Annotated in this window: 18 protein-coding genes and 3 rRNA genes; 15 read left to right on the forward strand and 6 right to left on the reverse strand. The window is 55.5% G+C overall.

Annotated elements, in window-relative coordinates; translation table 11 throughout:
* Nucleotides 1-255: 255 nt before the first annotated feature.
* Nucleotides 256-1020 carry a type I 3-dehydroquinate dehydratase gene (aroD, locus tag PSTEL_RS03620; protein ID WP_038693529.1) on the forward strand — a complete coding sequence of 255 codons (765 nt, stop codon included), beginning with the start codon at nucleotides 256-258 and terminating at the stop codon, nucleotides 1018-1020.
* 237 nt (nucleotides 1021-1257) lie between these two features.
* On the opposite strand, the gene PSTEL_RS03625 is transcribed toward aroD, so the two are convergent.
* On the reverse strand, nucleotides 1258-1662 hold the full coding sequence (locus PSTEL_RS03625) for a carboxymuconolactone decarboxylase family protein (protein WP_038693530.1): 405 nt from the start codon (nucleotides 1660-1662) through the stop codon (nucleotides 1258-1260).
* A gap of 102 nt (nucleotides 1663-1764) precedes the next feature.
* Here PSTEL_RS03625 and PSTEL_RS03630 point away from each other — a divergent pair, with 102 nt between their 5' ends.
* Complete coding sequence (locus PSTEL_RS03630; protein ID WP_038693531.1) at nucleotides 1765-2154, forward strand: MerR family transcriptional regulator; 390 nt, start codon at nucleotides 1765-1767, stop codon at nucleotides 2152-2154.
* A 214-nt stretch (nucleotides 2155-2368) separates the two neighbouring features.
* Here the strand turns inward: PSTEL_RS03630 and PSTEL_RS03635 are convergent, their stop codons facing one another.
* Both PSTEL_RS03635 and PSTEL_RS03640 read right to left on the reverse strand, forming a co-directional pair.
* Nucleotides 2369-3169 carry a MerR family transcriptional regulator gene (locus tag PSTEL_RS03635; protein ID WP_245625065.1) on the reverse strand — a complete coding sequence of 267 codons (801 nt, stop codon included), beginning with the start codon at nucleotides 3167-3169 and terminating at the stop codon, nucleotides 2369-2371.
* A gap of 96 nt (nucleotides 3170-3265) precedes the next feature.
* The gene (locus tag PSTEL_RS03640; protein WP_052098172.1) at nucleotides 3266-4078 is read right to left on the reverse strand and encodes a 3'-5' exonuclease; all 813 of its coding nucleotides are present in this window, start codon (nucleotides 4076-4078) and stop codon (nucleotides 3266-3268) included.
* 209 nt (nucleotides 4079-4287) lie between these two features.
* Between PSTEL_RS03640 and PSTEL_RS03645 the strand changes: the two genes are divergently transcribed.
* The 4 genes from PSTEL_RS03645 (at nucleotide 4288) to PSTEL_RS03660 (ending at nucleotide 8215) form a co-directional block, all read left to right on the forward strand.
* A complete protein-coding gene (locus PSTEL_RS03645) occupies nucleotides 4288-4788 on the forward strand; it encodes a CYTH domain-containing protein (protein WP_038693535.1) in 501 nt (166 codons plus the stop codon).
* 118 nt (nucleotides 4789-4906) lie between these two features.
* The gene (gene thrC / locus PSTEL_RS03650) at nucleotides 4907-6298 is read left to right on the forward strand and encodes a threonine synthase (RefSeq protein ID WP_038693537.1); all 1392 of its coding nucleotides are present in this window, start codon (nucleotides 4907-4909) and stop codon (nucleotides 6296-6298) included.
* A gap of 35 nt (nucleotides 6299-6333) precedes the next feature.
* Entirely contained in the window at nucleotides 6334-7323 is a 990-nt protein-coding gene (locus PSTEL_RS03655) for a Gfo/Idh/MocA family protein (RefSeq protein ID WP_038693539.1), read from the forward strand.
* Between the two features lie 19 nt (nucleotides 7324-7342).
* The gene (locus tag PSTEL_RS03660) at nucleotides 7343-8215 is read left to right on the forward strand and encodes a radical SAM/SPASM domain-containing protein (RefSeq protein WP_038693540.1); all 873 of its coding nucleotides are present in this window, start codon (nucleotides 7343-7345) and stop codon (nucleotides 8213-8215) included.
* 141 nt (nucleotides 8216-8356) lie between these two features.
* Here the strand turns inward: PSTEL_RS03660 and PSTEL_RS03665 are convergent, their stop codons facing one another.
* Nucleotides 8357-9283: a helix-turn-helix transcriptional regulator gene (locus PSTEL_RS03665; protein ID WP_052098173.1), complete on the reverse strand. Its 927-nt coding sequence runs from the start codon at nucleotides 9281-9283 to the stop codon at nucleotides 8357-8359.
* Between the two features lie 204 nt (nucleotides 9284-9487).
* Here PSTEL_RS03665 and yicI point away from each other — a divergent pair, with 204 nt between their 5' ends.
* A complete protein-coding gene (gene yicI / locus PSTEL_RS03670; protein WP_038693542.1) occupies nucleotides 9488-11806 on the forward strand; it encodes an alpha-xylosidase in 2319 nt (772 codons plus the stop codon).
* 145 nt (nucleotides 11807-11951) lie between these two features.
* Nucleotides 11952-13115 (forward strand): SGNH/GDSL hydrolase family protein, encoded by a 1164-nt coding sequence (locus PSTEL_RS03675; RefSeq protein WP_038693544.1) that lies wholly within the window; start codon nucleotides 11952-11954, stop codon nucleotides 13113-13115.
* Nucleotides 13116-13121: 6 nt separating this feature from the next.
* Here PSTEL_RS03675 and PSTEL_RS28295 read toward each other — a convergent pair whose 3' ends face one another.
* Nucleotides 13122-13217 carry an AraC family transcriptional regulator gene (locus PSTEL_RS28295; RefSeq protein WP_245625066.1) on the reverse strand — a complete coding sequence of 32 codons (96 nt, stop codon included), beginning with the start codon at nucleotides 13215-13217 and terminating at the stop codon, nucleotides 13122-13124.
* Between PSTEL_RS28295 and PSTEL_RS03680 the strand changes: the two genes are divergently transcribed.
* The gene (locus PSTEL_RS03680) at nucleotides 13174-13701 is read left to right on the forward strand and encodes a beta-galactosidase trimerization domain-containing protein (RefSeq protein WP_084064656.1); all 528 of its coding nucleotides are present in this window, start codon (nucleotides 13174-13176) and stop codon (nucleotides 13699-13701) included. The genes PSTEL_RS28295 and PSTEL_RS03680 overlap by 44 nt on opposite strands.
* A gap of 126 nt (nucleotides 13702-13827) precedes the next feature.
* Here the strand turns inward: PSTEL_RS03680 and PSTEL_RS03685 are convergent, their stop codons facing one another.
* Nucleotides 13828-14670 carry an AraC family transcriptional regulator gene (locus PSTEL_RS03685; protein WP_084064658.1) on the reverse strand — a complete coding sequence of 281 codons (843 nt, stop codon included), beginning with the start codon at nucleotides 14668-14670 and terminating at the stop codon, nucleotides 13828-13830.
* A 108-nt stretch (nucleotides 14671-14778) separates the two neighbouring features.
* On the opposite strand from PSTEL_RS03685, the gene PSTEL_RS03690 reads away from it, so the two are divergent.
* From PSTEL_RS03690 to PSTEL_RS03715, 6 genes are all read left to right on the forward strand, one after another.
* Nucleotides 14779-16806, forward strand: coding sequence for a beta-galactosidase (locus PSTEL_RS03690; protein ID WP_038693547.1), 2028 nt, complete (start codon nucleotides 14779-14781; stop codon nucleotides 16804-16806).
* Nucleotides 16807-17289: 483 nt separating this feature from the next.
* A 16S ribosomal RNA gene (locus tag PSTEL_RS03695) occupies nucleotides 17290-18844 on the forward strand.
* A gap of 392 nt (nucleotides 18845-19236) precedes the next feature.
* A 23S ribosomal RNA gene (locus tag PSTEL_RS03700) occupies nucleotides 19237-22287 on the forward strand.
* Between the two features lie 74 nt (nucleotides 22288-22361).
* Nucleotides 22362-22478 (forward strand): 5S ribosomal RNA (gene rrf, locus PSTEL_RS03705).
* Together the 16S, 23S and 5S rRNA genes form the textbook arrangement of a ribosomal RNA operon.
* A 160-nt stretch (nucleotides 22479-22638) precedes the next feature.
* A complete protein-coding gene (locus PSTEL_RS03710) occupies nucleotides 22639-23388 on the forward strand; it encodes an acyl-[acyl-carrier-protein] thioesterase (protein WP_038693549.1) in 750 nt (249 codons plus the stop codon).
* A gap of 27 nt (nucleotides 23389-23415) precedes the next feature.
* The gene (locus PSTEL_RS03715) at nucleotides 23416-25557 is read left to right on the forward strand and encodes a DNA topoisomerase III (RefSeq protein WP_038693551.1); all 2142 of its coding nucleotides are present in this window, start codon (nucleotides 23416-23418) and stop codon (nucleotides 25555-25557) included.
* The last annotated feature ends 108 nt before the right edge of the window (nucleotides 25558-25665 follow it).

The following is a 25665-nucleotide window of genomic DNA, read 5'->3' on the forward strand; positions in this document are numbered from 1 at the left end:
TAATCATGAAATGAAAGAGGATTGAATTTAAGCATACCATTTTCAACCAGCATAATATGTGAAAAATTTCACTTACTAATCGTCAGTAGAACTCTATGCGCTTCCGGGCAATAGTCTGGATGAACCTTGTCCTGGCAACAGTCGGGATGCCCCCTATTTCGTTAATAGCAGGTGGAAGTCTGCGCTGGCGCTTCCGGGCAATATGCGTTACCGTAGAGGGAGAAGCATCGAAAGAACGTTCAAGGAGTGAAGGGAATGGCCGGCACGGTAATAGTGAAGGATGTTGTCATAGGAGAAGGAATGCCCAAAATATGCGTCCCGCTGGTCGGGGCGACGGCCGAAGAATTGGTGCGGGAAGCGGAAGAGCTGCTGACGCTGGGAGCGGATGTGGCGGAGTGGAGGATCGATTTCTTTGAGGAAGCCGAGAATCTGGAGGCCGTCCTGTCTGCGCTTGGCGGCATACGGGAAGCGATTCCCGGTATTCCGCTGATTTTTACGTTTCGAAGCGCCCGGGAGGGCGGCGAACGGGAGATTTCCAATGAGTATTACGCCAAGCTGAACCGGGCCGCCGCCGAGAGCGGCATGGTTGATCTGATAGATGTGGAGCTCTTCGCCGGAGACGACATTGTGGCGCCGTTGATTGAATGGGCGCATGAGCACGGTGTCCGAGTCGTGGTCTCCAATCATGATTTTCACAAGACGCCGTCCAAGGAGGAGATCGTTGCGCGTCTCCGGAAAATGCAGGAGCTTGGCGGCGATCTGCCGAAAATCGCAGTGATGCCGCTTCATGCCGGCGATGTGCTGACTCTCCTTGATGCGACGCGCATCATGAATGAACAGTTCGCGGACCGGCCGATTATTACGATGTCGATGGCCGGAAAGGGGATGATCAGCCGGCTGGCCGGCGAGCTGTTCGGCTCCGCGCTTACCTTCGGTTCGGCGAAGAAGGCGTCCGCGCCGGGACAACTGCCGGTGGCTGAGCTCCGGGGGCTGCTGGAGCTGATGCACCAGAATTTGTAGCCTGGAATTTGCAACACGGTAGCGGAATTTAAAAAGACCGGGCAGCAAGGTAATGCCGGACAGTAAGGAATTTGCCGAAGGCTAAGCTGCCAATACGCGAACCGGTATGCATGTACGGTGTGATGAATGGCGGTGTGAGAGGGCGGAGGGCGGGGCTAGCCGCCCCTTCTGCCCGCTTGCTTCTTGGCGCTTACTCACTTGGTCGCCCACTCACTTGGCTGCTTACTCCTTGGGCGGTCACTCCCGGCTTGCTGCTCCCGGCCCGGTTACTCCGCGCTCCTGAAAGACGGCTTTGGCGGTCAGCACAGCGTTCAGTACCCGGGGGAAGCCCGTATAAGGCACGCAGTGCATAATGCCTTCAACAATTTCGGCAGGGGTTAAGCCGACATTCAGCGCGGCATTCAGATGCACGGTGAGCTGCGGCTCGCAGCCTCCCTGTGTCAGCAGGGACGCGATGGTAATCAACTGGCGGGATTTCAAATCCAGACCGCCGCGTGAGTAAATGTCGCCGAAGGCGAACTCCACGACATAGCTTCCGAGATCGGGGGCGATTTCCTTGAGCGATTCGATAACCCGCTGCCCGCCTTCCCCGTCGATTTCCATCAGTTTCTCCCAGCCCCGCTCATAACGTTGTTTGTCCATACTCTATTTCCTCCCTTTTATCAGCTTGCGCTGTGTCTCGGAATCAGCTTACTGCTTAGAGCGCACTCTAAAGCAACCCCGTCTTTGTGATAAAATAAAAGAATGAACAAGACACTGAATATTCGGGAGATGTCGGAGCTCACGGGACTCACCGCCCATACTCTGAGGTATTACGAGAAGGCCGGGTTGCTTGCCCCGGTCTCCAGGGATGGCCAGGGCTACCGCAGCTATACGGAGCGCGATGTGGAATGGGTACGGTTTCTGAGACTGCTGCGGGATATGGATATGCCGATTCAGGAGATGAAGCGTTATTCCGATCTGCGCAGCGCGGGAGATTCGACCGTGACGGAACGCCGGTTAATGCTGGAGGAACACCAGGAGAGGGTAAGGCGGCAGCTGGAGAGACTGAAGGAGGACATGGAGAAGGTAGAGGATAAGATCCGGTTGTACAAACAAATGGAGGAGAGGGTGGAGGCGGGTCACGCGGAGTAAATCGCTCAGAAGTGAGGATCAGCATGAGGATTCGCATGAATGAGGATCGGCAATGACGATGAGCATGCTGAGCGTCCTGCGGCGGCCCTGAGCGGGCTGGCCGAAGAAGGGAACGCAGATCGCTTGCCGGGGTAGAGATCATATGCCGCCGACAAAAAGAGGCGCAGGGACTGTCCCCTGCGCCTCTATCTTTGTTATTCCCGTATTCCGTGTGCTACTTGCCCTGGGCGGCCGTGTAGACCAGCACGGCGTCGCGGAGGAACCGGGCGATTCCCGGTCCCCGCTTGTCGTAGTAGGCCGTGAAGCGCTCGTCGTCCACATACATTGTGGCGACTCCGGCATGGGCCTCCGGCGAGTACTGTCCCCAGTGGGCGGTCAGCCACTGGCGGTGCAGCCCGGCGGCCCGCTGCGCGGCCGGTCCGGCGGGATCGCCCTCCGCCATGCCTTCGGCAAGGGCGGCGAACATATCCTCCTCTACCTTCTGCAGGGTTTCGAATTCTTCCTTGGTCAGCTTGGCGAAGGCCGCGTTCGACCGGTTGACGGCTTCGTCGCCGTACTTGGCGCGGGCCTCCTTGCCGTATTTCTGCTCGTTCTCCTTGATCATGTCCTGCTTGAACCCTTCGAATTTCTCGCTGTCGCTCATCGATATCCTTCCTTCCCGCTCGGCCAGCGTCATCTCCACATTGCGGATCAGATGGTCGAGCTGCGTTCTTCTCTCCAGCAGCCGGCTGTGATGCTCCTGCAGTGCGGCTGCGGCGTCGAACGAGGGAGAAGTGACGATAGCTTTGATGTCCTCCAGCCCGAGCCCGAGCTCCCGGTAGAACAAAATCTGCTGCAGCAGATCCACCTCGGCCGGGCCGTAAATCCGGTAGCCGGAGGAGCTCAGCCTCGCCGGCTTCAATATGCCGAATTCATCGTAATATCGCAGCGTGCGCGCGCTGATTCCCGCCAGCCTGGCGAGCTTTTGCACTGTGTATTCCGTGACGGGCACCTCCCTCGCACAACCAATGTACACCTTTACGCAACGTTAAGGTCAACACTTGGCGGGGACTTTTTTTCAAACATAGGAATAGATAGCTGAGCGGTTCGTCATGTGGGTTCTTTATCCGTTCTATTCGTTCCGAACGGGCTGGTTGGTCCGGAGCGGTCTCTCTGTATGGACGGCCGGAGCGGGGGACTTGGCTATTTCCGTTTCGAAATAGCGCTCCAGCTCCTCGGCTTTGCGCGGGTCGTCCAGCGGGACTTTGCCGTCAAAATAATGCTCCCTGACGAGGTCCCAGGTCGGCGTGATTTTTTGGCCCCGCATCGCTTTGATCGCGATTTTGACTGTCTTGCGCTCCCGTGCGTTCGAGAACGTATCCTCGTAATATTTTACCTGGTCCAGATCAAGCTCTTCGAACAGCGCACGGAAGATCTCGGATGTCATGCGGGCGTCGCCAAGCGCACGGTGGGCGGAACCTGCGGGTTCAAGCTCCAGCAGCTGCAGTGCTCCTTCGACGCTGATGTCGTTTTTGAGACCTTTTGCCCGGAGAAGGCCCTTCAGCAGATCGTAATAAGGCGTGGTCATCCAGTAGGTATCGTCGAGCTTGTGCATGCGGGTATCCTGAATGATACGCTTCATGTCCTCTCCGCCCCAGGTCAGCAGCAGCACGCCGTCCTGGCTCTGGTCCAGCCAGCGCCGGAAAGCGGATATCACTTTGGGGAAGCGGGGAGCAATATCGATTTCTTCCTGGGGAATGCCCGTCTTCTTCTTAATAAAGGAGTTTAAGGTGGAGAAATAGACCGGCTTGATCAGCGAGGTGAACTCGTCAACCTGACGAAGGGAGGCATCCAGGCGCACAGCGCCGATTTCGATAACCTCCATGGGATGCTCGCTTGCGAACTTGCGGCCGTTAAATTCAATATCCAGAATGATATAATCCACAAAAGTTGCCTCCGTATATGTTGGACTGGCGCGAAGCGGTGCGCCGATTTCTCTATTTTACCAAACTTTAGCCATGATTGACTTCCTATCCCCGTCATTTTACAATTTATTAGCCTGGTGAACCCGGCTTCTATTAGGATAGAATACCCGAATAGGCGGGCATTCACGTATTGTTTTCGACATATTCACCTATAAGGGAGAGACTGCAGATGGCAATGGAGATTGAACGCAAATTTCTGCTTCCGGAGTTCCCGCAGCGGCTCATTGATGAAGGACTTCTTCGGGTCCTGAGCCGTCAGCGCATCGAACAGACTTATCTGGCGATTGACGGGCCGCAGGAGCTGCGGGTTCGTAAGCTTGCGGACCTGAATTCGGGAGACGTACACTATACGCATACCTTCAAGAATGGGCTTGGCGTCAGCCGTGAGGAAGTGGAGTATGAAATTTCGCAGGGACTCTACAAGCAGATGATCGATGCGGTCCATGCGGTTCCGCTGATCAAGGAGCGGATTACCGCCGATATGAACGGTGTGATTGTGGAAATCGACGTCTACGAGCAGTTGAAGCTGACTGTCATCGAGGTGGAATTCCAGTCGTTGGAGGAATGCCAGGCTTTTCAGGCTCCCGATTGGTTCGGCGAGGATGTCAGCGTGGAGAAGAAATACAGCAACAAGATCGTCTGGAAAGAGCTGCAGAAGCAGGATCTGTAGAATAGCGATGAAAAAGCCCGAACCGGTGCAAAAACCGTGCGGAATTCACCGGACTTTAACGCATAAACGTGTTAATATAGATGGTAAATGCGAAAGCGCGATATTCAGGGGGTAGAGCATGCAATATATCAGTACAAGAGGCAAAGTGGAACCGAGAGGTTTTATCGATACGGTCCTGATGGGACTGGCGGATGACGGGGGACTCATGGTTCCGGATGTCATTCCGTCCGTATCTTCGGCGACGCTGGAGGAATGGCGGAACCTGAGCTTTCAGGAGCTGTTCCTGAAGATTTTCTCCTATTATACGAACGGGGAAATTCCGGACGGGGATCTCAAGGAAATGGTGGAGCGGAGCTATGGGACTTTCCGCCACCCCGAAGTGACGCCGCTTAAGGAGATCAACGACTCGCTGTATATTCTGGAGCTGTTCCACGGGCCGACATTTGCGTTCAAGGATGTGGCGCTGCAGTTCATGGGCGAACTGTATTCCTATATTTCGAGAGTCCGCGGTGAAATCATTCATATTCTCGGCGCAACTTCCGGCGATACGGGTGCGGCGGCAATCGCCGGCGTACGCGGCAAGGAAGGCATCAAGATCTGCATTCTGCATCCCCATAACAAGGTCAGCAAGGTGCAGGAGCTGCAGATGACGACCGTTGATGACGCCAATGTGCTGAATCTGTCGGTTCAGGGCAATTTCGACGACTGCCAGAAGGTGATCAAAGAACTGTTCGCCGATCTGGAGTTCAAGAGCAAATACCACCTGCGGGCGATCAATTCGATCAATTTTGTGCGGATTCTGGCCCAGACGGTCTATTATTTCTATGCTGTGCTGAAGCTGCCGCAAGCGGCGCAGGGCAAGACGGTGAACATCAGCGTGCCTTCCGGCAACTTCGGCAACATCTTCTCGGGCTATCTGGCGAAGAAAATGGGTCTGCCAATCGGCAAGCTGATTATCGCCACGAACGAGAACAACATTCTGGAGCGCTTCGTCAAGACGGGAGAGTACAAGCCCGGAGATTTCAAAAGCACGCACAGCCCTTCGATGGACATCCAGGTTGCCAGCAACTTCGAGCGCTATCTGTATTATTTGACGGGCGAGGATTCCGCTGCCGTGAACGGCTATATGTCCAAGCTGGCGGGCGAGGGAGCCATTAAAGTGGACGGGCAGCTGCTGGAGCAGGTTCAGACCGATTTCGCCGCGCTTGGCGTGAAGAACGACGAATGCCTGAATATTATCGGCAAATATAAATCCGAGGCCGGCTACCTGCTTGATCCGCATACCGCCTGCGGCGTTGCTGCTTACGAAGCTCATAACGGCCCGGGGGAAGTCTGCATTACGTTCGCAACCGCCCATCCGGCCAAATTTGACGAAGCGATTTCCCTGCTCAAGATTGCGCAGGAATTCCCGCCGCAGATCGCCGGCCTTGCCGCGCTGCCGCAGCATATGACCGTAGTAGAGCACGACAAGGCGGAGATCACCCGCCAATTGGAAGAGTTCTACATATAAGTCTGTTCAGGCTGGATAAGGGGAGAGATCACTGCATGACGATTCGTTTTGGCGTAATCGGAACCAACTGGATTACCGACCGTTTCCTGGAGTCGGGACTGGAGAATGAGGATTTTCTGCTGACTGCCGTGTATTCCCGCACCGAAGAGAAAGGCAGGTCATTCGCCGCCAAGTATGCCGGCGCCACCGTCTATACGGATCTGCAGCAAATGGCGCAAAGCGACGAGATTGATGCCGTCTATATCGCAAGCCCGAATTCCCTGCATGCCGAGCAGGCGATTTGCCTGATGACCCACGGCAAGCATGTGCTCTGCGAGAAGCCGGCAGCTTCCAACAGTGCCGAGATGAAGCGCATGATCGAAACGGCGCGCCGCCATGATGTGCTGTTCATGGAAGCGATGAAATCGACGCTTGTGCCGAACTTTCGGGTGATCCGCGACAACCTGTACAAGCTTGGGCGGATTCGCCGTTATTTTGCGGGATACTGTCAGTATTCCTCGCGGTATGACGCCTTTCTGCAAGGAAAGGTGATGAACGCCTTCAAGCCTGAGTTCTCGAATGGCGCTCTGATGGATCTCGGTATTTACTGTCTGTATCCCATGGTCACCCTGTTTGGCAAGCCGGATACGGTCAAGGCAACGGGAGTGCTGCTGTCCTCCGGCGTAGACGGCGAGGGCAGCGTGATTATGCGCTACGACGATATGGACGCTGTTGTGCTGTATTCGAAGATTACGGAATCCTATCTTCCCGCCGAAATTCAGGGGGAGAACGGAACGATGGTGATCGACAAGATCAATCATCCATATGAGGTGAAGATCCGTTACCGGGACGGCATTGTCGAAGAGATTACCGTTCCCCAGGTCTTTGAGTCCATGTATTATGAAGCCCAGGAGTTCATCAATCTGCTGAAATCGGGCGAACGGGAGAGCGCCGTCAATTCCCATGCCAATTCGCTGGCGACGGCGGAGGTCATGGAAGAGGCGCGCAAACAAATCGGACTGAAATACGCTGCGGATCAATGGTAAAAGAAAGCGGGAGCCATGCTTGAGGACATTTAAGAAGATATACATCGAGATTACAAGCGTCTGCAATCTGGCATGCAGCTTCTGCCCGCCGACGGAACGAGCGGCCAAGTTCATGGACAGGGAGACATTCGGCACGATTCTGGATCAGATCAAGCCGCACACCTCCCATATTTATTTGCATGTAAAGGGCGAGCCTCTGCTGCATCCGAGAATCCACGAGCTGCTTGACACCGCCGATGCGAAAGGTTTCAAGGTCAACATTACGACCAACGGAACGCTGATCCGCAAGGCGGGACCCAAGATCCAGGGCAAGCCGGCGCTGCGCCAGATGAACTTCTCGCTGCATAGCTTTGACGGTCACGAAGGCTCAGAGGACCGCGAGGGCTATCTGCGGCAGATCATCGAATTTGCCAAGGAGGCCTCCTCGCAGGGCGTCTACATTTCCTTCCGGCTGTGGAATCTGACACCGGATAATCTGACGAACCTGCTGCGGAGCCGGAACCGGGCGACGATGTCCGTGCTGGAAGACGCGTTCGGCCTGGACTACCGGATCGAAGAGAAGATCATGCCCGGAAGCAGCATCAAGATCGCCGAGCGCATCTTTCTTCATCAGGACCACGAGTTTCAGTGGCCCAGCATGGGCGCGCCGGAAGATGACGGCAAAGGCTTCTGCCATGCGCTGCGAACCCAGGCCGCCGTGCTGGTCGACGGAACGGTGGTGCCCTGCTGTCTGGACGGAGAGGGTGTCATCAAGCTCGGCAACGTTCATGAGACCCCGTTCTCCGAAATCGTGGAGGGCGAGCGGGCGAACAATCTCGTATGCGGCTTCTCCCGGCGTGAGGCGGTCGAGGACCTGTGCCGCCGGTGCGGATACCGCAAACGGTTCGGCTAACCGTTCGGCTAGATAGAAGAGGGCAATCTGCCCACTCGGCAGCTTACCCCTGCGTGGATGCGGCCGCATCCATGACCCGGCAAGCGGCGGCTCACCTTACAGGTCCGCCGCTTGTTCGCGTTCCCGGCCGAAATCCGAGCTTCACGAATCCGCAGATAAGCCCGCCGGCTGCCGGGGCTCCGGCTCCCGCCCTTTGCGGAACTCCGAAGGCGTGCTCTTCATGATTCTGCGGAACACTTTAATGAAATAGCTCACATTATCGAATCCGACATCGAACGCGATGTCGGATATTTTGCGTTCCGTCTGCCGGAGCAAATCCGCAGCTTGGCGCACCCGGTAGGAATTGATGTAATCGACCGGCGTCTTGCGGGTCATCGACTTGAAGAACCGGCAGAATTGGCCTTCGCTCATAGGGATGAGCTCTGCCAGCTCCTGAATGCGGATCGGCTCGCGGTAATGCTCCTGGATATGCTGGATGACTTTTTTGAGCCGGCTGACTTTGGTTGTGTCGGCGTCGTCCGAGCGGCTGCGATTAGAAGGCCGCTCCTCGGCAGCCAGATAGGAGAGCATCATCAGCAGCGAGGCCTTCATGAACACTTCGCAGCCCGGCTTCTGCTCCGCATAGGCTTTCATCATGCCGTCCAGAAGCCCGAGCAGCTCCCGCTGCCAGGGGGAATCGGGAGACAGCACGCGCGGGAAGGTCTGGCGTCTCTCCAGGAACGGGACGATCACCTTCTGCTGAATCGCATCATACTGGGCGCTCTGCAGAAGATCGGGATGGAAGACGAGCGCGCAGAACCGGCACGGTTCATTATTCAGCGAGTAGGCTGAATGGATGTCGCCCGGATCGATAAAAATAGCTTCGCCGGCCCGAAGCGGGAAGGAGTCCGTATCGACCTGAAACTGGATTTCGCCTTCCAGAAGCAGAAAGAACTCGGCTTCGACATGCCAGTGGGTGTCCAGCACCTGCTCTCCGCCCGGCAGTTCAATCCAGTAGGCGGCCAGCGGAAACAGATTGTCTCCGTGAACGCGGTCCTCCTTCAGAAGCCGCTGCGCCGTTTTGTCCATAATTCCCCTCCTTGTACAGATGAACATCATAATAGTGCTATAAATAAGCTGTATTATATTAGTTTTACGCTTTCATAATCAGTATAATGCAATTATAAGAAAATACAAACCTTCTACGGGACCGCCGCTTACGGATAATCGCTTGCCCTTGATTAGCCTTCTGCATCGGCCCGATATTACCAACCGAAAGGTGGACATTCTCTCATGAAATTTTCAGACGGCAACTGGCTGATCCGCGAAGGATTTACTCTGGATTCAGCGGTACAGGCCTATGCAGTAGACAAGACCGGCAACGGACTGACCGCTTACGCATCGACAACCCCGCTCCGGGGCCGTGGAGATATGATCAATACCACGCTGCTGACGATGAAGTTCCATTCCCCGCTTCCGGGCGTGATCGGCGTGAAGCTGGTTCATTTTGACGGTGTGCTGGAACGCGGCCCCGTGTTCGAGCTTAACGAAGGCAACGGCGACCATGTGACGATTGAAGAGACCGACGAGAAGACCGTGATGACCAGCGGCAGTCTTAGCGTTGTCATTAACAAGGGCGCTCAGTGGTCTGTTGATTTCTACCGTGGCGAAGAGCGTATTACAGGCAGCGGATACAAATCGATGGCACATGTTAACGGTCCGGACGGAAGCACCTATATGCGCGAAGAGTTGGACCTTGGCGTGGGCGAATGGGTTTACGGCCTGGGCGAACGCTTCACTGCTTTTGTCAAGAACGGTCAGGTGGTTGATATCTGGAACAAGGATGGCGGCACCAGCTCGGAGCAGGCGTACAAGAACATTCCGTTCTACCTGACAAGCAATGGTTACGGCGTATTCGTGAATCATCCGGAGCTGGTCTCGTACGAAATCGCTTCGGAAAAAGTGAAGAAAGCGCAGTTTAGCGTCGCCGGCGAAAGCCTGCAGTATTATGTCATCGACGGCCCGACGCCGAAGGATGTAATCTCCAAATATACATCGCTGACCGGCAAGCCCGCACTGCCGCCGGCGTGGACGTTCGGCCTGTGGCTGACGACGTCATTCACTACCAACTATGATGAAGCGACGGTAAGCTCGTTCGTAGATGGCATGGCGGAACGCGATCTGCCGCTGCATGTATTCCACTTCGACTGCTTCTGGATGCGCGAGTTCCAGTGGACCGACTTCATGTGGGATGAGCGGGTATTCCCGGACCCGGTAGGCATGCTGAAGCGACTGAAAGAGAAAGGCCTGAAGATTTGCGTCTGGATCAACTCCTACATCGGCCAGCGCTCCCGCCTGTTCGAGGAAGGCAAGAAGAACGGCTACCTTGTGAAGAAGCCGAACGGCGATGTCTGGCAGTGGAATCTGTGGCAGCCGGGAATGGCCCTCGTCGACTTCACCAACCCGGACGCTTGCGAATGGTACGCAGGCTACCTGCGCCAGTTGGTCGATATGGGCGTGGACAGCTTCAAGACCGACTTCGGCGAGCGCATTCCGACCGATGTCGTGTACTTCGACGGCTCCGATCCGCAGAAAATGCACAACTACTATACGCACCTCTATAACAAGGTGGTATTCGGCGTACTGGAAGAGAAGCTCGGCAAGGACGAAGCGGCCGTATTCGCCCGTTCCGCTACCGCTGGCGGCCAGCAGTTCCCGGTTCACTGGGGCGGCGACTGCTACGCCGACTATGAATCGATGGCCGAATCGCTTCGCGGCGGCCTGTCCCTCGGCCTGTCGGGCTTCGGCTTCTGGAGCCATGACATCGGCGGCTTCGAGAACACGGCTCCGGTTCACGTATTCAAACGCTGGCTGGCCTTCGGTCTGCTCTCCAGCCACAGCCGCCTGCACGGCAGCAGCTCCTACCGCGTGCCGTGGGCGTATGACGAAGAAGCTGTCGATGTAACCCGCTTCTTCACGAAGCTGAAATGCAGCCTCATGCCTTACCTGTACGATGTAGCCGGTCAGGCTCACGAGAACGGCTGGGCATCGATGCGGGCCATGATCATGGAATTCCCGGATGATCCTGCGGCCGAATTGCTGGACCGCCAGTATATGCTCGGCGAATCGCTGCTGGTCGCGCCGGTCTTCCAGGAAAGCGGCGAGGTGAAATACTACCTGCCTAAGGGCCGCTGGACGCATCTGCTGACGGGAGAAACCGTGGATGGAGGAGCGTGGCGCAAGGAGACCTACGACTTCTTGAGCCTGCCGCTGTTCGTTCGTCCGAACACGCTGCTGGCCCGGGGAAGCGTCGACAACCGCCCGGATTACGACTTCGCAGACGGCGTGAAGTTCGGCCTGTACGCATTAGAGGACGGAGCTTCGACTTCCGCTACGGTTCGCAACGTGAAGGGCGCGCCTGAACTGCGCGTAACGGCTGCGCGGGAAGGCAAGACGATTACGGTCAGCGCGGAAGGCAGCGGCAAGGCGTTCAGCCTGGAGCTGCATGATCTCGGAACGATCGCATCCGTGAAGGGCGCAGAGCTTGCTGAAGGTGCCGTACAAGTGAACGCGGGCTCTTCTTCCGTAACGTTCACCATCGAATTGAATTAATTGTTGGCGAGCGCCGCAAGGCAAGGATACGCCCGCTAACAGGCAGCCAAGAGGAACCGGATCATACTCCGGTTCCTTTTTGGAATGCAATCCGAAGTGACTGGCTTTGATTTATCGACTCTATAATTTGGAAGGATGAAAGATCATGACACACATAGAGCAACCTGCGAACATACTGCGCCAGGGCTATGCCCCGGCAACCGTTCTTTCCAGCGCGGCCAACTATATCATGAATCGGGATGAAGCTTTTACCCGAACATTCCGCACGTACGTCCGTGTCAGAGAGACGGGACCGCTGCATTTGAAGTTCTGGCATGGCAACAGCGTGGATTCCACCTGGGATCAGGGCAAGGAATCCGTAGGCGGAGAAACCGGCGGAGAGTGGAGAATTGAAGCGGCTTATGTGGCGGACGGCGGCACCGATCCTGATGGGGGAGTTGTAGAGAACTCGCAGGTGCAGGTTACATTCAGCGGCCTTGCGGTAAAAAACGTGGCTCCAGGCGAAAGCTTCTGGAGCGACGAGGTAGATCTGGAGCTGCCTGAGGGTCACTTTCTGGCGTTCACCTGGACGATTACGGCGCTGAAGCCTGGCAAATCCGTTCCCTATAACGTGGAGCAGAATCTGGCCTCCGTATATGAAACTCCGGGCGGCCATGCGGCGGATAGCGGAGCGGCTGCGTTCAAGCTGACCGATAATCTTCAGCTGCTGCCGAGCTTTATCGGATACCGGAAGAAGGTCTCCCGAAATCTGGTGTTCTTCGGCGATTCGATCACGCAGGGCGTCCGGACGGCGAGAGACCGCTATGAGTTCTGGGCGGCGCGGATCGCGAAAGGGCTGGGGCCGGATTATGGGGTCTGGAATCTCGGCTCAGGCTGGGCGAGATCTTATGACGCTTCGGCGGAGAAGGGTTGGCTGGACAAAGCGGCGCAAGGCGACGAGATTGTCATTGTCCTCGGCGTCAATGATCTCGATATCGGCTGCCGGACGGCGGACGAACTGCTGGGTGACCTGAATAGCATTATCAGCGGGATCAAACGGCGTCAGCCGGAAGCCCGCATCATCCTCGGGACGGTTCCTCCGTTCAACTTCACAGGGGAACGCGAGGTCTACTATCGGGAGGTCAACCGGATCATCCGGGAGAATCCGCCCGAAGGAGCGGACCGTATCTTCGATATCGCCGCCGTATTGGCAATGCCGTCGCCGGAGGAGAACCGGATTCGCCCCGAGTATATGAGCGGTAAGGATGATCCTCATCCGAACGGTCTGGCGGGTTCAGCCGTTGCTCAAGCCTTTCTCGATTGGTACTAATTAAAATCACACCTCCAGACTTGATCGGTATTCCTTGGGGGTGACGCCTTCCCGTTTTTTGAATACTTGGCTGAAATATTTGACATCGTGGAACTCGACCATCTCCGAGATTTGCGACAGCGTGAGATGGGGGTTCTGCATCAGCAGCTTGGATTTTCTCCGCGATGCTTTCGGCGCAGAGTACGCCTGCAGCCAGTGGTGTGATCTTCTCGAACTGAAGGGGGCCGAGCCGCTGGCCTGGTACGGGGATGATTATTACGCCGGAAAACCTGCCGTTACCGTGAACGCTTGCGGACAAGGCCAGATATACTATGCCGGCACACAGCCGGAGGAACGCTTCTGGACGGGATTGCTGGGCGGAATTGCGGACAAGTTCGGAATTCCGGGATTCGCTGGCCTGCCGGAAGGTGTTCAGATTTCGCGGCGCAGCGGGGAGAACGGCAGCTTCCTGTTCGTGCTTAACCTAAGCCGGGAGCCGCAAACCCTGGCGCTTCCGAGAGATTATGCCGGGCTGCTTGGCGGCGCCATTCATAACGGCGAGCTGAAGCTTGAGCCGTTCGGGGTGGAGATTTTGCGTTTGTTATAATGTTCGATTTCCAGTTGAGCGCATGGGATTATCGAACGGGATAAGGCGTTTATATCAGAGGCAATTTCGAGTCAATATCGAGTCAATATCGAATTAATCCCGAGTCCATCCTGTGTCAATCCAAACTTAGTGTAATCTGCGGAACTGCTCGGGGGTAACACCCGCCTGTTTGTGAAAAGTGGCCACGAAATGGCTCACATCCCGGAAGCCCACGCGTTGTGAGATCGTTTTTACCGTTACGGAGGGCTCTCCAATGAGCATTTCCTTGCTCTTCCGTATGCGAAGCCGGACCATATAGGCGTAAGGGGACAGTCCGAAGGTCTGGAGAAACAGATTACCCAGATGGCGTCCGGACACGCCCAGACAGGCGGACAAGTCGCTGAGGCCGATATCCGGGTCTCCATAGCGGCTCTCCATCCAGTTCAGCAGAGGCTGCAGCTTGTCGATATTGCGGCTGATCGGAGCGTTGCTGCGATGCTGCCCGAACTTGCTCAAGGTAAGGAGGAAACGGTAAATTCCTGTTGATGATTCCAGGCCGAGCATGTCTCCGCCCGCTTCCTGGCGCTCCAGCATACGGCCCACCATTCCGTTCAGCGGCGCTTCCTGCTCCCAGCTGAAAAAGGCGGAGAAATGAATTTCCAGCGATTCCAGTATGGATTCGGCGGACGTTCCGCCAAAGGTCAAATAATAGGTCTGCCATTTGCCCTCCAGCGCTTCGTACCGGTGAGGAACGCCCGGAAGCAGCAGCATTCCCGTACCTGCCGGCAATGGCACCGATTTGTCGCCGAAGTGGAGGATACCTTCGCCGGATAACGTTTCGATCCAGTGGTGCAGGTGGTAGCCGTCCGGACGGGATACTTGCTCCTGCTGGGGGTTGTAGCCGATGCTCTCCATCGTCAGGGGAAGAAGGCGTCCGCCTTCATCGGCGAATTGAATTCTGCGGTGGCCTTCAATGAGTGGGGGATGCATATTATCACTTCCATATAATTATATGTTATGTCCCGAATATTATATTTAACGGTGATCTGAAGACGTTTACAATTAAAATATAATTATACTATAAAGGAAGTGCTCAACTTGATCAACGATAAGCTGCCAAAGATCTGGTATGGCGGGGACTACAATCCGGAGCAGTGGGAAGCGCCCGATTGGGCGGAAGATGACCGGATGTTCAAGCTGGCGGGCATCGATGTAGCTACGGTTAATGTTTTTTCCTGGGCGATGATCCAGCCTGACGAGGATACCTATGATTTCTCGTTCCTTGACGCAACCATGGACCGGCTGTACAAGAACGGGACTTATGTCTGCCTTGCGACAGCAACGGGCGCGCATCCGGCCTGGATGGCACGCCAATACCCGGAAGTCACCCGGGTCGATGTCATGGGGAGAAAGCGCAAGTTCGGCGGCCGGCATAACTCCAATCCGAATAGTAAAGTCTACCGCAAGTTCGCCGCACGGTTAGCGGGAAAGCTGGCGGAGCGCTATAAGGACCATCCAACGCTGGTGGCCTGGCATATTTCCAATGAATATGGCGGATACGACTACTCGGAACAGTCCGAAGCCGCTTTCCGGGTATGGCTTAAGGAGCGGTACGGTACTCTCGACGCCTTGAACAAAGCATGGAACACGCGATTCTGGGGCCATACGTTTTACGATTGGGACGAAATTGTGCTGCCGAGCGAACTCAGCGAAGAGTGGAACGGCAACCGGACCAACTTCCAGGGAATATCGCTGGATTTCCGGCGTTTTATGTCTCACAGTCTGCTGGAATGCTACAAGATCGAATATGACGCTATTCGGGAGCACAGCCAGGGCGTGCCGATTACGACGAATCTGATGGGCTTTTATCCGGAGCTGGATTATTTTGAATGGGCCAAATATATGGATGTCGTCTCCTGGGATAACTATCCTTCGCTGGATACGCCGGTTAGCCATACCGCTATGACCCATGATTTGATGCGGGGACTCAAGCACGGCCAGCCGTTCATGCTGATGGAACAGACGCCGAGCCAGCAGAACTGGCAGCCTTACAATTCGTTGAAGCGCCCGGGCGTTATGCGGCTGTGGAGCTACCAGGCAGTGGCGCGCGGAGCGGACACGGTGCTCTTCTTCCAGCTTCGCCGGTCGATCGGGGCCTGCGAGAAATACCACGGCGCCGTGATCGAGCATGCCGGACATGAGCATACACGGGTATTCCGTGAGGTGGCCGAGCTTGGACGAGAGCTGCAGCTGCTCGGAGACGAACTTCTGGATGCGCGGAGCGCCGCCAAAGTAGGCATCGTGTACGACTGGGAGAACCGTTGGGCTCTCGATCTGTCGAGCGGACCTTCCGTCGCGCTGGATTACGTAAATGAAGTTCATAAATACTATGACGCGCTGTTCACCCAGCATTTCGAGACCGATATGATTGGGGTGGAAGAGGAGCTGTCCAAATACGAGATTGTCATCGCTCTGGTTATGTATATGAGCAAGCCGGGCTTTGCCGCCAAGGTCGAGGCTTTTGTACAAGCGGGGGGAACATTCGTAACGACCTTCTTCAGCGGCATTGTCAATGAGAACGATCTGGTCACCGTCGGCGGCTACCCAGGCGAACTGCGCAAGGTGCTCGGCATTTGGGCGGAGGAAATCGATGCCCTGCTGCCCGGCATGAGCAATCAGCTCGTTATGAAGCAGGAATGGAACAAGCTGGGCGGAAGCTATGAATGCGGCATTCTGTGCGACTTGATTCATACAGAGGGAGCGGAGACACTGGCGGTATATGGCTCCGATTTCTATATCGGGATGCCGGCTCTTACGGTGAACCAATTCGGAAAAGGCAAGGCGTACTACGTAGCGTCGAGTCCGAACGCCGATTTCCTCAAAGGATTCCTGGCGAACCTGTGCGCCGACAAACAAATCAGCCCGCTGGTGAATGCCCCTGAGGGACTTGAGGCGGCGCGCCGGGTGAAAGACGGAGCATCGTACCTGTTCCTGCTCAACCACACCGAGAATGAGCTGACTGCCGAAATCGGCGAGCGCTCGCTCAAGGATCTGCTGACAGGCGAGTCATTCCAGGGTACGGCGGCTGTACCGGGACGTGGCGTGCGGATTCTGACAGAGAAATAAGGCCTCGGTTTTTGAATAAAATCCATGCATACGAGCTGGTCCTCACGGATCGGCTCGTTTTTTCTATATATTATAGAAGAATGTCCAAAGAACGCTATTCTTAGATTAACCGGACGATTATCTTATAGATCCCGTGAGAGGCGGGGACGCTCCTTAGAGAATCTGTGTGCTGTTGAGCCTGATTAACTGGGTGAACTTACCGGTTGATGACGGATCGACTAACGTGTTATATTCTTTATCCGGCCGCTTACAAGGTGGCTGATTCGAAAGTCTTGGATAAGTGACTTAGATGTCTGGTAAAAATTATGACTTGCCTTTTTCGATGTAATAATGGTATAGTATAAAAGTTGCTGCTGAGACATTAAGTGAAGCGGCAGGAAAGACTGAGAAATTGAGTCGTTTGATCTTTGAAAACTGAACAACGAGTGAGTATTAAGAGAATTTAATTCTCGTCAGATTCAAAATGAGCAAATCAGCTTTTCATTAATGGAGAGTTTGATCCTGGCTCAGGACGAACGCTGGCGGCGTGCCTAATACATGCAAGTCGAGCGGAGTTATGAAGGAGCTTGCTCCGGATTAACTTAGCGGCGGACGGGTGAGTAACACGTAGGCAACCTGCCCTTCAGACTGGGATAACTACCGGAAACGGTAGCTAATACCGGATAATTCCTTTCTTCGCCTGAGGAAAGGATGAAAGACGGAGCAATCTGTTACTGAGGGATGGGCCTGCGGCGCATTAGCTAGTTGGTGGGGTAACGGCTCACCAAGGCGACGATGCGTAGCCGACCTGAGAGGGTGAACGGCCACACTGGGACTGAGACACGGCCCAGACTCCTACGGGAGGCAGCAGTAGGGAATCTTCCGCAATGGGCGAAAGCCTGACGGAGCAACGCCGCGTGAGTGATGAAGGTTTTCGGATCGTAAAGCTCTGTTGCCAGGGAAGAACGTTCTCTAGAGTAACTGCTAGAGAAGTGACGGTACCTGAGAAGAAAGCCCCGGCTAACTACGTGCCAGCAGCCGCGGTAATACGTAGGGGGCAAGCGTTGTCCGGAATTATTGGGCGTAAAGCGCGCGCAGGCGGCGATTTAAGTCTGGTGTTTAAACCATGGGCTCAACCTGTGGTCGCATCGGAAACTGGATGGCTTGAGTGCAGAAGAGGAAAGTGGAATTCCACGTGTAGCGGTGAAATGCGTAGAGATGTGGAGGAACACCAGTGGCGAAGGCGACTTTCTGGGCTGTAACTGACGCTGAGGCGCGAAAGCGTGGGGAGCAAACAGGATTAGATACCCTGGTAGTCCACGCCGTAAACGATGAGTGCTAGGTGTTAGGGGTTTCGATACCCTTGGTGCCGAAGTTAACACAGTAAGCACTCCGCCTGGGGAGTACGGTCGCAAGACTGAAACTCAAAGGAATTGACGGGGACCCGCACAAGCAGTGGAGTATGTGGTTTAATTCGAAGCAACGCGAAGAACCTTACCAGGTCTTGACATCCCCCTGAATACGTTAGAGATAGCGTAGGCCTTCGGGACAGGGGAGACAGGTGGTGCATGGTTGTCGTCAGCTCGTGTCGTGAGATGTTGGGTTAAGTCCCGCAACGAGCGCAACCCTTGACTTTAGTTGCCAGCAGGTCAGGCTGGGCACTCTAGAGTGACTGCCGGTGACAAACCGGAGGAAGGTGGGGATGACGTCAAATCATCATGCCCCTTATGACCTGGGCTACACACGTACTACAATGGCCGGTACAACGGGAAGCGAAACCGCGAGGTGGAGCCAATCTTATAAAGCCGGTCTCAGTTCGGATTGCAGGCTGCAACTCGCCTGCATGAAGTCGGAATTGCTAGTAATCGCGGATCAGCATGCCGCGGTGAATACGTTCCCGGGTCTTGTACACACCGCCCGTCACACCACGAGAGTTTACAACACCCGAAGTCGGTGGGGTAACCCGCAAGGGAGCCAGCCGCCGAAGGTGGGGTAGATGATTGGGGTGAAGTCGTAACAAGGTAGCCGTATCGGAAGGTGCGGCTGGATCACCTCCTTTCTATGGAGAATCGTTTCCCGTAGCGGAAACATTCAAAAAAATCTAACCGGTCGGTTAGTTGCTCACTCGTTGGTCAGTTTTGAGAGTTCAAGCTCTCAAAGTCGGAAAGGCTTTGGTCTGGACGACTCTCCGAATTCTTCATCGGCACAATCTGTGATCGACCGAAGAATTCAGAGATTGATCCTTGAAAACTGGATACCGAAACGAAAATTGCGTTTTAGAACATTCCTTTGAGCTGAGCTTGTGTCTAGCAAGCGAAGTTTGTAAGAGTGCTTAAGCGAAGGGGTTTGGATGTTGGAGCGAATTTGGATGGAAGCGGTGTTCGAAGCAGCGTGAGCGGCGGAGAAGAGGTTCCACCAAGCGGAGCAGAAACAGCCAAACGCCAGAGCGTTGGTTAAGCTAGTAAGAGCACACGGAGGATGCCTAGGCGCCAGGAGCCGAAGAAGGACGTGGCGAACAACGAAAACGCCTCGGGGAGCTGTAAGCAAGCGTTGATCCGGGGGTGTCCGAATGGGGAAACCCGGCTGTGGTAATGCACAGTCACTCATTGCTGAATACATAGGCAATGAAGAGGCAGACCAGGGGAACTGAAACATCTAAGTACCCTGAGGAAGAGAAAACAAGAGTGATTCCGTCAGTAGCGGCGAGCGAACGCGGAACAGCCTAAACCAGGGAGCTTGCTCCCTGGGGTTGTGGGACGTCTCACATGGAGTTACAAAGGAACAGGGTAGACGAAGAGGTCTGGAAAGGCCCGCCGGATAAGGTAAAAGCCCTGTAGTTGAAAGTCTGTTCCCTCCGAGACGGATCCCGAGTAGTGCGGGGCACGTGAAACCCCGTATGAATCCGGCAGGACCATCTGCCAAGGCTAAATACTCCCTGGCGACCGATAGTGAAACAGTACCGTGAGGGAAAGGTGAAAAGCACCCCGGAAGGGGAGTGAAAGAGTACCTGAAACCGTGTGCTTACAAGAAGTCAGAGCCCATTATAGGGGTGATGGCGTGCCTTTTGTAGAATGAACCGGCGAGTTACGTTTAACGTGCAAGGTTAAGGCGAGGAGCCGGAGCCGCAGCGAAAGCGAGTCTGAATAGGGCGAATGAGTACGTGGACGTAGACCCGAAACCGTGTGATCTACCCCTGTCCAGGGTGAAGGTGCGGTAACACGCACTGGAGGCCCGAACCCACGAACGTTGAAAAGTTCGGGGATGAGGTGGGGGTAGCGGAGAAATTCCAATCGAACTCGGAGATAGCTGGTTCTCCCCGAAATAGCTTTAGGGCTAGCCTCGGAAATGACAGTCGTGGAGGTAGAGCACTGATTGGGTGCGGGGCCCGCAAGGGTTACCAAGCTCAGTCAAACTCCGAATGCCATAGACTGATTAACCGGGAGTCAGACAGTGAGTGCTAAGATCCATTGTCAAAAGGGAAACAGCCCAGACCATCAGCTAAGGTCCCCAAGTGTGTGTTAAGTGGGAAAGGATGTGGAGTTGCACAGACAACCAGGATGTTGGCTTAGAAGCAGCCACCATTTAAAGAGTGCGTAATAGCTCACTGGTCGAGTGACTCTGCGCCGAAAATGTAACGGGGCTAAACACACCACCGAAGCTATGGCTTGGATCGACTTCACTGCTTCTTTGAGGCGGTGTTTATCACAAGAACATATTTGCCGAAGAGCCGGTTATCCAGGCTTGAGGCCAAATGGTTCCCAGGGGATAAACACAGGGCTTCGAGGCAGGAGTGAAGTCGATCCAGGGGTAGGGGAGCGTTGTATGCGGATTGAAGGTTGACCGAGAGGACAGCTGGACTTCATACAAGTGAGAATGCCGGTATGAGTAACGAAAAGATCAGTGAGAATCTGATCCGCCGAAAGCCCAAGGTTTCCTGAGGAAGGCTCGTCCGCTCAGGGTCAGTCGGGACCTAAGGCGAGGCCGAAAGGCGTAGTCGAAGGACAACAGGTTGATATTCCTGTACCACCATAATCCGTTATGAGCAATGGGGGGACGCAGGAGGGTAGTGACGCGGACTGATGGATGTCCGTCTAAGCAGCGAGGCTGGTGTATAGGCAAATCCGTACACCGTAAGGCTGGGCTGTGATGGGGAGCGAAACTTATAGTAGCGAAGGTCATGATCTCACACTGCCAAGAAAAGCCTCTAGCCAGGAGAAGGTGCCCGTACCGCAAACCGACACAGGTAGGCGAGAAGAGAATTCTAAGGCGCGCGGAAGAACTCTCGTTAAGGAACTCGGCAAAATGACCCCGTAACTTCGGGAGAAGGGGTGCCTCGGTAGGGTGAATAGCCCGAGGGGGCCGCAGTGAAAAGGCCCAAGCGACTGTTTAGCAAAAACACAGGTCTGTGCGAAGCCGCAAGGCGAAGTATACGGGCTGACGCCTGCCCGGTGCTGGAAGGTTAAGGGGAGCGGTTAGGGGTAACCCGAAGCTGTGAACCGAAGCCCCAGTAAACGGCGGCCGTAACTATAACGGTCCTAAGGTAGCGAAATTCCTTGTCAGGTAAATTCTGACCCGCACGAATGGCGTAACGACTTGGGCGCTGTCTCAACGAGAGATCCGGTGAAATTTTAATACCTGTGAAGATGCAGGTTACCCGCGACAAGACGGAAAGACCCCATGGAGCTTTACTGCAGCTTGATATTGAACTTGGGTACGATCTGTACAGGATAGGTGGGAGCCTAGGAAGCCGGAGCGCCAGCTTCGGTGGAGGCGACGTTGGGATACCACCCTGATCGTATCTAGGTTCTAACCTGGTACCGTAACCCGGTACGGGGACCGTGTCAGGCGGGCAGTTTGACTGGGGCGGTCGCCTCCTAAAGCGTAACGGAGGCGTCCCAAGGTTCCCTCAGAATGGTTGGAAATCATTCGAAGAGTGCAAAGGCAGAAGGGAGCTTGACTGCGAGACCTACAAGTCGAGCAGGGACGAAAGTCGGGCTTAGTGATCCGGTGGTACCGCATGGAAGGGCCATCGCTCAACGGATAAAAGCTACCCTGGGGATAACAGGCTTATCTCCCCCAAGAGTCCACATCGACGGGGAGGTTTGGCACCTCGATGTCGGCTCATCGCATCCTGGGGCTGAAGTAGGTCCCAAGGGTTGGGCTGTTCGCCCATTAAAGCGGTACGCGAGCTGGGTTCAGAACGTCGTGAGACAGTTCGGTCCCTATCTGTCGTGGGCGCAGGAAATTTGAGAGGAGCTGTCCTTAGTACGAGAGGACCGGGATGGACGTACCGCTGGTGCACCAGTTGTTCCGCCAGGAGCACGGCTGGGTAGCTATGTACGGACGGGATAAGCGCTGAAAGCATCTAAGCGTGAAGCCCCCCTCAAGATGAGATTTCCCAATACGTAAGACCCCTTGAAGACGACAAGGTTGATAGGCTGGGGGTGGAAGTGCAGCAATGCATGGAGCTGACCAGTACTAATCGGTCGAGGGCTTATCCAAGACAACGCAAGATTCGTTTCGATCCAGTTTTCAGGTGATCAAGCCTGAATATGCATTTGTACCGCAAATGCCCGTTTGGTGGCGATGGCGGAGGGGTTCCACGCGTACCCATCCCGAACACGACCGTTAAGCCCTCCAGCGCCGATGGTACTTGGACCGAAGGGTCCTGGGAGAGTAGGACGCTGCCAAGCACATGAACCACTGCTGAGTATTCAGCAGTGGTTTTTTGCATGTATTCAACGTTGTTGGACTTGCTTTTTCTAGGGAAAAGGGAATAGATTTAGAAGGTATGCTCTCAAGCTTGGGAGGAAGCGGCGTATCCGCTAAATTACAAGAGAATGGGGCAAGATCATGGAACAACCATCGAAAGCGGTTTGGAACGAATCGCATAAGGTATACGCCAACGATACGGATGTTCATGGACAGGGCAAGCTGTCCTTTATCTTGGATATGCTTCAGCATGCAGCCGACTCGGCCGTGGAAGGCATGGGCGTCAGTCTGGGCGATCTGCTGCAGGCCGAAATGGGCTGGATGCTGATGACGCTGGATCTCCACATCGGACGGTTGCCCCGGCAGGGGAACCGGCTGAATGTCCGAACCTGGAGCAAAGGTACGAAGGGGCCGCTGTGGCAGCGGGATTACCGGATTTTTGATGAAGAGGACGGCCGAGAGATGATTTCAGCCCGTTCTACCTGGGCGCTGGTTGATATCGTCAAGCGGAAGATTTTGCGTCCAAGCGCGCTCCGGGCTGACGTTCATCACTATACCGGCGACTCGGTGGGAGATATGCCGGACAAAGTGGCGACCCCAGTGGAGCTTCGGTTAGAGGAAGCTTATCGGTATCAGGTGCGATACAGCGGACTGGATAACTATGGTCATTTGAACAATGCGAAGTATGGGGATGTATGCTGTGATGCTTTGCCATTGGAGATATTCCGCACCGGGCAGCTTCAGCGGTTCCAAATAACGTATTTGCAGGAAGCAGCTTACAGGGATGAGATAGCCGTTAGCGTGGGCAGAGCACATGAGCATGAGTTCTATCTGCGGGGAATGCAGGGGGACAAGATTTTTTTCGAAGCGCATATGGAATTGAAGCAGTAAGGGAACGGTATTTGAAAGGAGCGAGTCATGAAAGATTTGGTGTTGGCGGAGAAGCCGTCGGTCGCGCGTGAAATTGCGCGGGTGCTGGGCTGCCGCGAGAAGCAGAAGAGTTATTTGGAAGGACCAAAGTATATCGTGACCTGGGCGCTGGGCCATCTGGTAGGATTGGCGGAGCCCGAGGATTATGATCATAAATATGCAACCTGGGCGCTGGAGGATCTGCCGATCTTGCCGGACCGGATGAAGCTGAAGGTGCTCCGGGAGACGGGCGGGCAGTTCAAAGCCGTGCAGCACCTGATGAAGCGTCAGGATGTCGGGGAGCTCATTATCGCTACGGATGCGGCGCGGGAAGGCGAGCTGCTGGCGCGATGGATTATACAGATGGCCCAGTGGAAAAAGCCGTTCCGGCGCCTGTGGATCTCGTCGCAGACGGACAAGGCGATCAAGGAAGGCTTCGCATCGCTGAAGCCGGGCCGGGAGTTCGACCGGCTGTACGAATCGGCCCGCTGCCGGGCCGAGGCTGACTGGATGGTCGGCCTCAATGTGACGCGCGCGCTGACAACGAAGTTCGGCGCGCCCCTGTCGGCGGGACGTGTACAGACGCCGACGCTGGGCATGGTCATGGACCGGGAAAAGGAGATTCTGAATTTCCGGTCCCAGGAGTTCGACACGGTGACGGCGGACTTCGGGAACTTCCAGGCCCAGTGGCGCAGCAAGAGCGGCGACGGGCGTATCTTCGACAAGACGCAGAGCGCGGCGCTGGCGAAGAAGCTGGAAGGGCGAAACGGCACGCTGACCAAGGTGCAGAAGAGCGAGAAGAGCGAGCCGCATCCGCTCGCCTACGATTTGACGGAGCTGCAGCGCGACGCGAACCGGAGGTTCGGATTCTCCGCGAAGCAGACGTCCAGTGTGCTGCAGCGGCTGTACGAGCAGCATAAGCTCGTCACTTATCCGCGGACGGACAGCCGCTATTTGACGGCGGATATGACCGGAACGCTCAAGGAGCGGCTGGACAGTGTCGCGATCGGACCTTACGCGTCTTTGGCCCGTCCATTGCTTCGCCGGCCGCTGAATATAACGAAGCGGATTGTGGACGACAGCAAGGTAAGCGATCATCATGCGATCATTCCGACGGAGCAGACGGTGCTGTTGAATGAACTGAACGCAGAGGAGCGGAAGCTGTACGATCTCATCGTGCGCCGATTCATTAGCCTGTTCTATCCGCCCGCCCGCTTTGATGCGGTGGCGGTGACGGTTACTGTGGACGGCGAGACATTCACAGCGAAGGGATCAACTGTCAAGGATGCCGGCTGGCGCGAGGTCTACGGCGGCGATCTGAGCCTGTCTGAGGAGGATGAAGCAGGCGAAGGCGGAGAAGCCGCTGATGGACGTGGGATTACACTTCCCGAGCTTCGGCAGGGCGAGCAGGTGACGATCCGCCGCTGTCTGCTCAAAGGCGGCCGTACCCAGCCGCCGGGCCGCTATAACGAAGCCTCGCTGCTGACGCAGATGGAGAAGCACGGTCTCGGAACGCCGGCGACACGGGCGGATATTATCGAGAAGCTTGTCTCGTCGGATACGATTGAGCGGCAGGGCAACCAGTTGCACCCGACCGGAAAGGGCAAACAGCTGATCGAGTTAGTCTCCCCACAGCTGCGCACGCCGGACCTGACAGCCCGATGGGAATCGGAGCTGGAGCGGATTGCCCGCGGCCAGGGGAAGCCGGAGCCTTTTCTCCAGGGAATCCGTGGAATGGCGAAGGAACTGGTCGCCGAAGTCAAGAACAGTGGTGCGGAGTACAAGCCGCATAATGTTTCGAACAGCCACTGTCCGCAGTGCGGAACGCGGCTGCTGGAGAAGAAGTCGAAGCGCGGCAAGCTGCTGATCTGCCCGGCAGATGATTGCGGCTATACGAGAGCAGGCGAGAAACGGCTGTCCAACCGCCGCTGTCCGCAATGCCACAAGAAGATGGAGCTGAAGGAAGGCAAGGCGGGGATGTACGTGCAGTGCCTGGGCTGCGGCATAACGGAGACGATGGACAAGGACAGCAAGCATATGAACAAGCGCGAGCAGCAGAAGCTCGTACAGCAGTACAGCAAGCCGGAGAGCCTCGGCACGAGTCTGGGCGATCTGCTCAAAGCGGCGATGGAGAAGCAGGGAGACAAGTAAAAGACCTGATAGAGTGCGGGATTGCGGGTGTAACCTCCTTGGAGATCACCCCTAATTCCGTCTGGATGGTTGATAGGAATCAAACGATACGAACTGCATAAAGGCTGG

The sequence above is a fragment of the Paenibacillus stellifer genome (assembly GCF_000758685.1).
GTDB lineage: Bacteria > Bacillota > Bacilli > Paenibacillales > Paenibacillaceae > Paenibacillus_AQ > Paenibacillus_AQ stellifer.